Annotated in this window: 11 protein-coding genes; 10 read left to right on the top strand and 1 reads right to left on the bottom strand. The window is 48.4% G+C overall.

Annotation, left to right across the window (positions count from 1 at the left end; translation table 11 throughout):
* Positions 1-235 precede the first annotated feature (235 nt).
* Entirely contained in the window at positions 236-817 is a 582-nt protein-coding gene (locus tag NFR98_RS14520; RefSeq protein WP_251460461.1) for a DNA-3-methyladenine glycosylase, read from the top strand.
* 200 nt (positions 818-1,017) lie between these two features.
* Here NFR98_RS14520 and ymaG read toward each other — a convergent pair whose 3' ends face one another.
* Positions 1,018-1,269 carry an inner spore coat protein YmaG gene (ymaG, locus tag NFR98_RS14515; protein WP_017551656.1) on the bottom strand — a complete coding sequence of 84 codons (252 nt, stop codon included), beginning with the start codon at positions 1,267-1,269 and terminating at the stop codon, positions 1,018-1,020.
* A gap of 269 nt (positions 1,270-1,538) precedes the next feature.
* On the opposite strand from ymaG, the gene flaG reads away from it, so the two are divergent.
* The 9 genes from flaG (at position 1,539) to NFR98_RS14470 (ending at position 12,773) form a co-directional block, all read left to right on the top strand.
* Entirely contained in the window at positions 1,539-1,907 is a 369-nt protein-coding gene (gene flaG / locus NFR98_RS14510) for a flagellar protein FlaG (RefSeq protein WP_104851278.1), read from the top strand.
* 12 nt (positions 1,908-1,919) lie between these two features.
* Positions 1,920-4,028, top strand: a complete 2,109-nt coding sequence (fliD, locus tag NFR98_RS14505) for a flagellar filament capping protein FliD (RefSeq protein ID WP_017551658.1) — start codon at positions 1,920-1,922, stop codon at positions 4,026-4,028.
* A 21-nt stretch (positions 4,029-4,049) separates the two neighbouring features.
* A complete protein-coding gene (gene fliS, locus NFR98_RS14500; protein WP_014095877.1) occupies positions 4,050-4,454 on the top strand; it encodes a flagellar export chaperone FliS in 405 nt (134 codons plus the stop codon).
* Entirely contained in the window at positions 4,451-4,798 is a 348-nt protein-coding gene (gene fliT / locus NFR98_RS14495) for a flagellar protein FliT (protein WP_026104639.1), read from the top strand. The genes fliS and fliT overlap by 4 nt, the downstream gene beginning before the upstream one ends.
* A 247-nt stretch (positions 4,799-5,045) precedes the next feature.
* Positions 5,046-5,609, top strand: coding sequence for a ribosome hibernation-promoting factor, HPF/YfiA family (gene hpf, locus NFR98_RS14490; protein ID WP_017551661.1), 564 nt, complete (start codon positions 5,046-5,048; stop codon positions 5,607-5,609).
* A 311-nt stretch (positions 5,610-5,920) separates the two neighbouring features.
* Positions 5,921-7,531, top strand: a complete 1,611-nt coding sequence (locus tag NFR98_RS14485) for a gamma-glutamyltransferase family protein (protein WP_185740927.1) — start codon at positions 5,921-5,923, stop codon at positions 7,529-7,531.
* Between the two features lie 532 nt (positions 7,532-8,063).
* Positions 8,064-10,580 (top strand): preprotein translocase subunit SecA, encoded by a 2,517-nt coding sequence (gene secA, locus NFR98_RS14480; RefSeq protein ID WP_014095873.1) that lies wholly within the window; start codon positions 8,064-8,066, stop codon positions 10,578-10,580.
* A gap of 90 nt (positions 10,581-10,670) precedes the next feature.
* Positions 10,671-11,772, top strand: a protein-coding gene (gene prfB, locus NFR98_RS14475; RefSeq protein WP_148261649.1) for a peptide chain release factor 2 whose coding sequence is annotated in 2 segments (ribosomal slippage) — positions 10,671-10,742 and positions 10,744-11,772 — 1,101 coding nt in all. Because the reading frame shifts where the segments join, the coding sequence is not laid out codon by codon here.
* A gap of 137 nt (positions 11,773-11,909) precedes the next feature.
* Positions 11,910-12,773, top strand: coding sequence for a YitT family protein (locus NFR98_RS14470; protein ID WP_026684158.1), 864 nt, complete (start codon positions 11,910-11,912; stop codon positions 12,771-12,773).
* Positions 12,774-12,954 lie beyond the last annotated feature (181 nt).

Here is a 12,954-nt window from a genome sequence, read left to right as displayed (position 1 = left end):
GCTAGTAAAAGCAACGATAAGTCGAGAAGCCCCCACTTCAATCAAACCGTAAGGTTGATAAGTGGAGGGTAGTTCACGCGCGTGAAAGATCCTTTATTGCACGGAAAGATGCTTTTGGCCGGATACCGGATAATATGGAGAAAGGAGTTAAAGTGCCCTTTGCCGGGTATCATTAATGTACGGAAAGTAGCGCCCCATATAGAAAGGAGGCATTCATGTGAGAAAAGCCCCGCTTATGCCTTTGCCGGCGGCTTTTTTTAAAAAAGATACGCTGGAGCTGGCGCGTGCCCTTCTCGGTTGCCTGCTCGTCAAAGAGACGGAAGAAGGAACGGCGGCCGGTTTTATTGCCGAAACGGAAGCATACATGGGTGCATGGGACAGGGCCGCGCACAGTTATGGAAACCGGCGGACGAAAAGAACGGAAATCATGTACCATGGCCCGGGCCACGTGTATACATACCAAATGCACACCCACTGCCTCGTGAATGTCGTCAGCGGCCGGGAAGGCACACCGGAAGCCATCCTGATCCGTGCCGTGGAACCTTTTATTGGAACGGAGCTGATGTTTGCCCGCCGGAAAGTCAAGGAAGCAAAGCAACTCACAAACGGTCCCGGGAAGTTAACAAAAGCATTAGGCATTACAATGGAAGACTACGGGCGCGTATTTTACGAACGCCCGCTCTTTATTGCGGAAGGATACGAACCGGAACAAATCGAAACCGGCCCGCGCATCGGAATCGATAACACCGGTGAAGCCAAACATTACCCGTACCGGTTCTGGATAAAAGAAAACCGTTATGTATCGAGGCGGGCGTAAACGGCAAAGGCGGTGCGTGAAGAAAGTGCCGAAGAGAAAAAACACCGGCATGTAGCCGGTGCCGAACGATTTTATGAAAGCGGATTTTTCTCATCCCCTGAGTCCTACGATCATCGCTTATCCAAACGAGCAAATGATCCGTTTTTCTATTTTTTAATGGAGGCCGGCAAAATTGGGATAAGCCGGCCTCTTTCGCCAGTCTACCAGAAAAACCCGTAGCCGTACGGGAAGCCGTATCCGCCGTAAAAAGCCGGTCCGAGCAATGCCGATGTTGCTAGGCCGCCTGCAAACCCTCCAAGGAACGGGCCGAAACCGAATCCCCATGGCCGGAATCCCCATGGCCGGAAACCCCATGGCCGGAATCCCCATGGCCGGAAACCCCACGGCCGCAATCTTACATCTTCCTGGTGAAATGTTTCATAATAAGGAACTCCCTGATAATCTGTATTCAAAGTTTTTTCCTCCTCAACCCCATTATTTTTTGTACGATAAAGCATATGTGAAAAACCCGGTGTCTGTATGGGTATCTGCCTTTTATCCCAAAAATTTGCGCTGCATCCCCCGTGCGGCTCAAGTAAGGCATTCGCCAACGTGAAATTTTAAAGCGGCGGATGTTAAAAACGGCTGGAAACATCCGATACAAATAGTAGACAAAAAAGCGGTTTTGTTCCGCCATGAAACAAGGGGCGGGGACACGCCGGAAAATAAGGAGATACTTGCTATGATTGGAGCGACGCAGTGGCAGGCTGCGCATCCGCCTCTTGCAAACAGCACACCGCAGGCACAAAAGGCAACCGGGGCGGATCAGGCCAGGCCAATTGTGACAAAAGAAAACAGGGAACAAAGCCTTCCCGCCAATGAAGAAACGAAAGAAAAAGTGAAAAAAGCGGTGGACCAGCTGAACCATTTCTTGTCCGGATCATCCACCCATTTAAAATTTCAATTTCATGACCAGCTGAAAGAATATTATGTTACGATTGTCGACGATAAGACGGACCAGGTGATTAAAGAAATTCCGCCGAAAAGGATTTTGGATACGTATGCCGATATGCTGCACCATGTCGGGATTCTGGCCGATGAAAAGGTATAAGGAGATGGTTGAATGACATCCATACAAAGAATCACAGGGCTTGCGAGCGGCATGGACATCGATTCCATTGTCGAAAAAATGATGACCGCGGCAAAACAGCCTTTGGTCAAACTGCAGCAGCAAAAGCAAATTTTGGAGTGGCAGGAAGAAGACTACCGGACGCTGAACCAAAAATATTTTGACTTCCGCTCCACGCTGTCCAACATGAAATTGACAACCAAGTACAGGGTGCGTACGACAACCTCGTCAAACGAAAATAATGTGACGGCCACTGCAGCAAATAATGCTGCACTCGGATCTGCAACTATCCAAAGCGTTACGCAACTGGCAACGGCTGCGACAAAAATCAGCGGATCAGGATCTGAAACGGCAACAACAATTTCCAAATCCGGTGCCAAAATCAAAGCGGACGCAAGCCTTTACAGCCAGACCGGGAACTTTTTAAACGGCATTACTTGGAACAACGGGGTCGTGGTCTCCCAGTCTTTTTCAGGAGACGGGGATGCGACGGCATCGGTCAAACTGTCCAATCCGCCTGTTTCAACAACGACGGACGGTATTACCTATTATGCTATGAATGTAAAAGTCAATGGCAAAACCTATCAGGTTGTAAATGATAAAAGCAATATTCCTGACAATGAAAAAGGCAATTATGCCGTTTATAACGCGGAAAGCGGCGTGTTGACATTTGACAGTGCGGTATCTTCGGGATCCAGCATCAATGTGGAGTATGTCGCGGGGGCGGTGACAGAAACAAAAACATTGGCCCAGGGTACGGCAACGATGCAGCTGGGGCATGGCTTGATCGCAACGGATGCGGGCGGAGATCAGGCGTTCAGCTTAAAAATCAACAATACAAACTATGTGCTCGAAAACGACAAACTGTACGCAGAATCCGATACAGGAAAAAGCAGTCCGATCGGTACGCTGGATGCTTCAACCGGCCTGATCACGTTTACGGATTCATCTGTATTAAGCGGAGAAAGCAACACAGTTTCCGTCACTTATTCATCAAAATATGCCACCATGTCGCTCGGAAGTTATAATGAAGACGGAAGTATAAATAAAGCGACTTTTTATATTGACGGCACGGATTCTTTAAACACTGTCATGGCAGATGTAAACAACCATTCGACACTTGGGATTGGCATGTACTATGACGCAAATGCGGACAGGGTTTCGCTCACGAGAAAATCGACTGGAGACCTTAACAAAGACGGTGATGAAATCATCATTGGTGGGTCTGGCAATGATTTTTTAAATCAAACATTGCAGTTTAATGGCAGCAAAGAATCCGGCGGTGAGAATGCAAAATTTACGATGAACGGCCTGGAAACAGAACGTACGTCCAACACGTTCGCCATCAACGGCGTAACGTACACCCTTAAAAGCAAATTTGATACACCCGTCACGGTTACGGTCTCTAACGATACGGACACCATTTTCAAAAACATCAAAGATTTTGTGGACCAGTATAACAGCCTGATTGATGCCGTGCAGTCGAAGCTGAATGAAGACCGCTACCCGGATTATGCGCCGCTTACGGACGACCAACGCAAGGAATTGACGGACACGCAGCAGGACCAGTGGGATAAAAAAGCGAGAAGCGGCCTTTTAAGGAATGATATGACGCTGAAAAGTTCCCTGTCGAACATGCGGTCATTGATTTATTCAAAAGTAAATAACGCCAATATTTCTTCCGAATACAGCCAATTATCAAGCATCGGCATCACGACAACTTCCGACTGGCTGGAAGGCGGCAAGCTGGAAATTGATGAAGACAAGCTGAAGGCTGCGATCCAAAACGATCCGGATTCGGTTGAACTGCTGTTTCGCGCGTCCGGTAGCACAACATCGGAAAAAGGCATTGTCCAAAGGCTGTACGACAGCGTCAATCAAACGTATAACACGATCGTTGACAAAGCCGGAAAGTCCACTTATGTGAACACCCAGTTCACGATTGGGAAAAACATCAACGATTTGACGGATAAAATTAGTGACATGAATGACAAACTGGACAAGCTTGAAGACCGTTATTATGCGCAGTTTACAGCGATGGAGCAAGCGATCCAAAAATATAACAGCCAATATACTTATTTATCCAGCTTTTTCAGTCAGTAATAGTTAAAGGAGGGGCCGCAAATGGCAACACGTAATCCATACCAGGCGTATCAGAACAACTCGATTGCAACCGCATCGCCGGGCGAGCTGACATTGATGCTGTACAATGGCTGCCTGAAGTTTATCCATTTGGCGAAAAAAGCCATTGAAAACAAAAATTTTGAAGAAAAAAATAAAAACATCCAAAAAGCGCAAAACATCATCCGTGAATTGATGATGACGCTCGATACGGGCAAATTTGAAGATGCAGAAAAGATGCTTTCCCTTTACGATTTTATCCTGCGCGAACTGATCCAGGCCAATGTGAAAAATGATATGTCAAAACTCGATACAGCGGAAGAGTTGGTAACGGGTTTCCGCGACACCTGGAAGCAGGTCATCCAGGCGAACCGCCGGCAAACATACGGGCAAGGCGGCAAAGTATGATGGGCGATCTAGCCGCCTGCCTGGAGCTAACGGAAGCGCTGCTTTCGGAATTTCATAAAGAGCAGCCGAGGGATACCTTGATCCAAAACGTCCACCGGCTCCTTGACCGACGCGGCGCGCTGCTTGCTGCCATGAAACCGCCTTTTTCCGCTGAAGCGCAATTGCTTGGAAGAAAAATCATGGATCTTGACAAACAATTGAAGCCCCTGATGCAGGAAACGCTGTCCGGCATCCGGAGCGACATCCAACAAGCTGCGAAAAAGAAAACGTCCATGAAGCAGTATATTAATCCGTACCAGTCCCTGCAGTTAAATGATGGAAGGTTTTATGACCGGAAAAGATAGGAGTTCTGATCAATGCAGAACTTCTTTTTTTCAGGGAAAGCCGTGTAAACTGCTTTTTACAGCACCATCGGAGGGGGATGACAAATATTTCTAAGAAAAATTCGCCAAAAAAGAAGGAATTTAGACAGGCAATGTGTAAATATATAAGTGTAAGATTATTAGAGAAGGCAGCGCTTTCACTGTTCAAAGTGAAAGTACGAGCATACCGCGGTATGCAAGGGGCTGCCAGTTATGAGGAGGGGTCCACATGATGAACTACAACATTCGTGGCGAAAACATTGAGGTAACTCCGGCGATTCGGGATTATATTGAGAAAAAAGTGAACAAGTTGGATCGGTATTTCGTAGAAACGCCAGACACTTCCGTCAATGTAAAACTTAAAGTCAATCCGGATAAAACTTCCAAAGTGGAAATTACGATTCCGATGCCGCAGGTTGTATTGCGTGCGGAAGAAACCAATGAGGATATGTATGCGGCAATTGACCTGATTGCTGACAAATTGGAGCGGCAAATCCGCAAACATAAAACAAAAGTAAACCGGAAACTGCGCGAAAAAGGAAGCACGAGGGAACTGTTCACTACTCAGGACACCGGACTTAAAGAAAAACAAGCCAGGAAAGAAGAAGACTCAGAACTGCAAATTGTGCGGACCAAACATTTTAACTTAAAACCGATGGACAGTGAAGAAGCAGTGCTGCAAATGAACCTTCTGGGCCATAACTTCTTCATTTACACCGATGCGGAAACAAATCATACGAACATCGTATATCGCCGCAAAGACGGCAAATACGGGCTGATTGAAACAAAATAAGGAACGGACGAAACAAGCACCCGCGGTGAATCCGCGGGTGCTTTTGCAGCGTGGGCCCATCCGGTGAATGCAAAACGGGCCCGGTAAAGCCGGGGGCGGTTTTTAAGCAAACAACGCAAGCCGAAAAGGAACGCGGCATCGGCAGAAGGATGAAAATCAGCCGGCGCATAGGTTTAGGGATAAAGAAAATGGCAAGGTAGGCAGGAGAAAAGCCCGGATGACAGACTGAAAACCGGAGCGGACGAGCAGCCGGCAAGGCCTACACTTGCGAACAGGAAAAAAGAGTGCATTTTATACGAGGGGGGAAAATGATGAACCTGGATTACTTGTATCATCCTTATGTATCCACCAGAAATACCATTTTTGCCAAAAAAGGAATGGTTGCCACTTCACAGCCGTTAGCTGCCCAGGCCGGCCTTGAAGCTTTACAAAAAGGCGGCAATGCGATTGATGCCGCTATTGCCGCAGCCGCCGCCTTAACGGTCGTGGAACCGGCTTCGAACGGCATCGGTTCAGATGCATTCGCCATGGTTTGGACGGGCGGGAAGCTGCATGGTTTAAATGCAAGCGGACCTGCCCCGCAGTCGATTTCCATTGAGGCTGTGAAAAAACAGGGGTATGAAAAAATGCCGGCTTATGGTGTGGTCCCGATTACGGTGCCGGGCGCGCCGGCAGCATGGGCGGCTCTATCGGAAAAATTCGGTCGGCTCCCTCTGACAGACGTTCTGCAACCGGCAATCCGGTATGCGGAAGAAGGGTACCCGCTGTCTCCGGTTTTGGGAAAATACTGGGAAAGGGCATTCCGCCGTTTTCAAACGATTTTTAAAGAAGAAATGTTCCGGCCATGGTTTGACACGTTTGCGCCGGACGGCACGGTGCCTGCAATCGGAGAAGTGTGGAAATCGCCCGGGCATGCCGCGGCATTGAAGGAAATTGCGGAAACGAAAGCAGAAAGTTTTTACAGGGGGCCGCTTGCAGAAAAAATCAGTGCCTTCATCCGGAAATGGGGCGGTTTTTTAAGCAGGGAAGATTTGGAAGCCTATCATCCCGAATGGGTGGAGCCGATTTCCACCAGCTACCGCGGCTATGAGGTGTGGGAAATGCCGCCGAACGGCCAGGGGCTTGTTGCGTTGATGGCGCTCAATATTGCGCGCGGATTTGAATTCCGTGAAAAAGACTGCGTGGATACCTATCATAAACAAATTGAGGCAATGAAACTCGCTTTTACGGACGGTAAAGCGTTCATTACAGATGCCGGGGAAATGCAGGCGGACATTGCACATTTGCTTTCGGAAGGCTATGCTGCAAACCGGCGCAGGTTGATCGGGGATCTGGCGCTGGATCCGGAACCGTATGAACTGCCAAAGAGCGGCACTGTCTATTTGGCGGCGGCGGACGGGGAAGGAAATATGGTTTCTTATATCCAAAGCAATTATATGGGATTCGGCTCCGGTATTGTCGTTCCGGGCACAGGCATTGCCTTGCAAAATCGGGGGCATGATTTTTCTTTGGATGAAACGCATGTGAATGCATTGAAAGCCGGGAAAAAGACGTATCATACGATTATTCCCGGCTTTTTAACAAAAGACGGGGAAGCTGTCGGGCCGTTTGGCGTAATGGGTGGCTATATGCAGCCACAGGGCCACTTCCAAGTGATCATGAACACGATTGATTTTCATCTTCATCCGCAGCAGGCGCTGGATGCCCCGAGATGGCAATGGACGGAAGGGAAAAAAGTGCTGGTGGAACCCCATTTTCCGAATCACCTTGTGCAAGGGCTGATTCGAAAAGGGCATGATGTTCAAGTGGCTGCGGATACGGGAGGTTTCGGCCGCGGTCAGATCATCTGGCGGAATCCGGACACGGGCGTACTGATGGGCGGCACGGAATCGCGTGCGGACGGCATGGTTGCGGCCTGGTAAAACGCTTTTCTAATTTTAAATGAGTGCGCGCGCCGCTTCAATTTTATTCAGCACAGTGGCCTGAACATTCCAAACAGGAAAAGCCGGAATCGGTTGTCCGACCATGTAAAAGGAATCTAACCATTTGCATCAAGTCCGGGCACGATGTCTTTTTACAGCAGGCAACAGCGCAGCCATATTTTGTTCATTTTATATAGCCTTAAGCACCGGCAGCACCCTCAATCCGGTCTCTTCCGCCCGGGCCTGCTGCCCACCCCGGGTTCTTTTGTTGTATGCGCTCTGTTTCAGTGTTAAAATACAATAAGGTATATTTCAGGAAACAAAATACACGCACCCGGCCGCATCCGGGGCTGTATCATCGGAATTTTCCTCAAAAAGCATGGAAACTCTGGTTTGACACGGCCGGGAAAACCCCGCGAAAAAAGAGACGCAGAAAAGAAACTGTGCTATAATTAAAATTTAAAAATCATGGCAATTACAACGATAGGGCCGAAAAGTCCTGTTTTGATACTGAAATAAAGGAGCGTTTTGAATGGTGGCTTTTTTGGACAAAGTTTTTGATGCCAACAAACGTGAACTGAAACATCTTGAGAAGATCGCAAACCAGATTGAGGAATTGGCGTCGGATATGGAAAAGCTGTCGGATGAGCAGCTGCGCGACAAGACGGAAGAGTTTAAGCAGCGTTACCAAAACGGCGAGAGCCTTGATGACCTGCTTGTGGAAGCTTTTGCGGTTGTCCGGGAAGGCGCCAGACGTGTGCTCGGGCTTTATCCTTATCATGTCCAGCTGATGGGCGGTATTACGCTCCATGAAGGAAATATTGCCGAAATGAAAACCGGTGAAGGAAAAACGCTGACCGCGACGATGCCGGTTTATTTGAACGCCCTGTCCGGAAAAGGCGTCCATGTCGTCACAGTGAACGAATACTTGGCGAAGCGGGATGCCGAGGAAATGGGCAAGCTGTACCAATTTCTTGGGCTTACTGTCGGCCTGAATTTAACCAATATGTCGAACGAAGAAAAACAGGCCGCATATGCAGCAGATATCACATACGGGACGAACAATGAATTCGGCTTCGATTATTTGCGCGACAATATGGTGCTCTACCAAGAACAAAAAGTGCAGCGGCCGCTTTATTTTGCGGTCATCGATGAAGTCGACTCGATTTTAATCGATGAAGCGCGGACGCCGCTTATTATTTCCGGACAAGCCGAAAAATCGACGGCACTGTATACACAAGCGAACGCATTTGTGCGTACATTGGAAAAAGAAAAAGATTACACTTATGACGTGAAAACGAAGAGCGTGCTGCTGACGGAAGATGGCATCACGAAAGCCGAAAAATATTTTCATATCGACAACCTGTACGATATCCGCAATGTGACAATCAACCACCATATTAACCAGGCGCTGAAAGCCAATGTTGCGATGCACCGGGATGTCGACTATGTTGTGCAGGACGGGGAAATCATCATCGTCGACCAGTTCACCGGCCGCCTGATGAAAGGCCGCCGTTTCAGTGAAGGGCTCCATCAGGCGATTGAAGCAAAAGAGGGCGTGGAGATCCAGAACGAAAGCATGACGATGGCCACGATCACATTCCAGAACTATTTCCGGATGTATGCGAAGCTGGCCGGGATGACCGGTACAGCGAAAACGGAAGAAGAAGAATTCCGCAACATTTATAACATGCGTGTTGTCGTGATCCCGACAAACCGCCCGATCATCCGCGATGACCGGCCGGATTTGATTTACAAAACGATGGAAGGCAAGTTCAGAGCCGTTGTTGAGGATATAAAGCAGCGGCACGACCTTGGCCAGCCGATACTTGTCGGGACGGTTGCGATCGAAACGTCTGAATTGATTTCCCGAATGCTGAAAAAGAAAGGCGTCCCGCATAACGTGTTGAACGCGAAAAACCATGCGCGTGAAGCGGAGATCATCAAACAGGCCGGGCAAAAAGGCGCGGTCACGATCGCGACGAACATGGCCGGGCGCGGTACCGATATCAAGCTTGGCGACGGTGTCGTGGAACTGGGCGGCCTTGCCGTTATCGGAACTGAACGCCATGAATCAAGGCGGATCGACAACCAGTTGCGTGGGCGTTCCGGACGCCAAGGAGATCCCGGGATCACACAGTTTTATCTGTCAATGGAAGATGAACTGATGCGTCGTTTCGGATCGGATAATATGAAGAGCATGATGGAACGGCTCGGCATGGATGATACGCAGCCGATCCAGAGCAAAATGGTGTCGCGCGCCGTTGAATCTGCACAAAAACGGGTGGAAGGCAATAACTTCGATGCCCGGAAACAACTGCTCCAATATGATGATGTCCTCCGGCAACAGCGTGAGATCATCTATAAGCAGCGCGATGAAGTACTGACGGCGGATAATTTGCGTGAAATCGTTGAAAAAATGATCCGCTCGGTCGTAGAACGCGTTGTCAACGCTAATGCACCGCTTCATGAAGATGAGGAAGAATGGAACTTGCAGGGCATTGTCGATTATGTCTTGACCAATCTGCTTCGTGAAGGCGACATCTCGCGGGAAGACTTGCTCGGAAAAGAACCGGACGAAATGGTTGACTTGATCATGGCAAAAGTGAAGATGCGCTATGATGAAAAAGAAGAAGCATTCGGGCCGGAACAGATGCGCGAATTTGAAAAAGTCATTTTGCTGCGCTCTGTTGACTCAAAATGGATCGACCATATTGATGCGATGGACCATCTCCGCGAAGGGATCCACTTGCGCGCGTACGGCCAGATCGACCCGCTGCGCGAATACCAGTCGGAAGGCTTTGCCATGTTTGAAAATATGGTTGCATCCATCGAGGAAGATACGGCAAAATATATTATGAAAGCAGAAATCCAAACCAATCTGGAGCGCCAGGAAGTGGCAAAGGGCCAGGCTGTCGTGCCGGGCGGGGAAGAAACAATTGTGAAGAAAAAACCGATCCGCAAAAAAGTGCGCATCGGCCGGAATGACCCTTGCCCGTGCGGTAGCGGCAAAAAGTATAAAAACTGCCACGGCCGGCTTGAGGCTTAAAATCAGGCAGGCATACGTAAAAAAGGAGGGGCAAAACGCCGCCCTTCTTTTTTGCGGAAAACAGCAGAAAAATTTAATGAGGTGAATGGAATGGAGTTATCAGAAATTAGAGCGGAATTGGAAAATACAGCTAAGAAATTAGCGGGTTTCAGGGGGTCTCTTTGAATTAGAAGAAAAAGAGACACGTATTGCTGAACTGGAAGAAAGAATGCTGGAACCGAACTTTTGGGACGACCAGCAGGAAGCACAAAAAATTATTAATGAATCCAATGCTTTAAAAGAAATGGTAAACGGCTACCGTGAACTCGAGTCGCAACAGGAGGATCTCGAAGTCACGCACGAACTGGCCAAAGAAGAAAATGACTCGGAACTGAAAGAAGAGCTCGAGGCTGAGCTTGAAGCGTTCACGGAAAAATTAAATGAATACGAGCTGCAGCTGCTTTTAAACGGACCGTATGATGCGAACAATGCGATTTTGGAACTGCACCCTGGCGCGGGCGGTACAGAATCCCAGGACTGGTGTTCCATGCTGCTCAGAATGTATACACGCTGGGGCGAGAAAAAAGGCTTTAAAGTCGAAACCCTTGATTACCTCCCGGGCGACGAAGCCGGTGTGAAAAGCGTCACCCTCCTTTTCAAAGGGCATAACGCGTACGGTTATCTTAAAGCGGAAAAAGGCATTCACCGCCTTGTCCGGATCTCGCCGTTTGATGCAGCCGGCCGCCGCCACACTTCGTTCGTCTCGTGCGAAGTGATGCCGGAAATAGACGACAACATTGAAGTGGAAGTCCGGCCGGAAGATTTGCGTGTCGACACATACCGGGCAAGCGGGGCAGGCGGCCAGCACATTAACAAAACGTCTTCGGCTGTCCGGATTACCCATATTCCGACCGGGATTGTCGTCTCCTGCCAATCGGAACGTTCGCAAATTCAGAACCGCGAACAAGCCATGAAAATGCTGAAAGCGAAATTGTACCAAAAAGAAGTAGAAGAAAAAGAGAAACAATTGGCAGAAATCCGCGGCGAACAGAAAGAGATCGGGTGGGGCAGCCAGATCCGTTCTTATGTTTTCCATCCATATTCCATGGTAAAAGATCACCGCACAAATGTTGAAACAGGGAATGTCCAGGCGGTAATGGATGGCGAAATTGATCCGTTCATTGACGCTTACCTGCGTGCGCATATTTCGTAATGAGAAAAAGTTTTTCTGAAAAATTGAACGCATGACAGGCCGGATGCCACAATGCCAAAAAATATAGAGGGGTGCGAAACAAGCGGTCCTGTATATTGGTGTGTGGCATCCGTTTTTTTATGAAAAGGGGGAGGGAAATGGCAAAGAAAAGGAGAAAGCCGGAGAACAAATACTGGACGATGCTGAAAGAATACATTTATATCCTTGCTGGATCAGCGATCGTTGCCATTACATTTAATGTTTTCCTGCTTCCAAATAATATTGCGTCCGGCGGCGTCAGCGGGATCAGCACGATTTTGCACGGGGTGTTCGGATGGAAGCCGGCTTACGTGCAATGGGGGCTCAACATTCCGCTATTTATTGCCGGCCTCATTTTTCTTGGCTACCAATTTGGTATTAAAACACTTGTTGGCACCTTGTTTTTGCCGTTTGTTGTTTTTTTGACGGAAAATTGGCAGCCGTGGACGCATGACGCATTGCTGGCCGCACTTTTTGGTGGAATCGGCGTCGGGGCTGGGCTCGGGATTGTGTTTCTTGGCAGGGCTTCAACCGGCGGAACCGATTTGGCCGCGCAAATTATCCATAAATTTACCGGCATCTCACTCGGGAAATGTGTGCTTGCGATTGACGGGCTTGTTGTCCTGTCAGCAGCTGCCGTTTTTGATATTGAAAAGGGTTTGTATGCAATCATCGGGCTGTTTGTCACAAGCAAGACCATTGACCTCGTCCAGGTCGGCCTGAACCGTTCGAAAAATGTACTGATCATTTCTGACAAACACGAGGATATCCGGAAAGAGATTTTGTTCCAGATCGACCGGGGGGTTACAAGGCTCCATGCATATGGCGGATTTACCGACCATGAAAAACCGATTCTCATGTGTGTCGTCGATCAGTCTGAATTTATTAAGTTAAGAAACCTTGTCAAAACCATTGACGGGAAGGCATTTGTTGTTGTGATGGACGCCGCCGAAGTGCTAGGAGAAGGTTTTAACATGCCGTAGCCGCGCGTTTACGCGTTTTTCGGTATGTGTAAAATTTTACTCGACGGGGCAGATGAGTGAAAAAAAATGGGAAGACGCTCTATCATCTAATTGTACACTTCAAGATGAACATCTAGAGAGAGGTCTTCCCATGGATATTATATCAATAATTGCTGGATTATTAAAGGATACAAAGAGTCTT

This window comes from Weizmannia agrestimuris, assembly GCF_943193165.1.
Taxonomy (GTDB): domain Bacteria; phylum Bacillota; class Bacilli; order Bacillales; family Bacillaceae_C; genus Weizmannia; species Weizmannia faecalis.
Note: the sequence above shows the minus strand (reverse complement) of the source record. Positions and strands in the feature narration are given on the sequence as shown.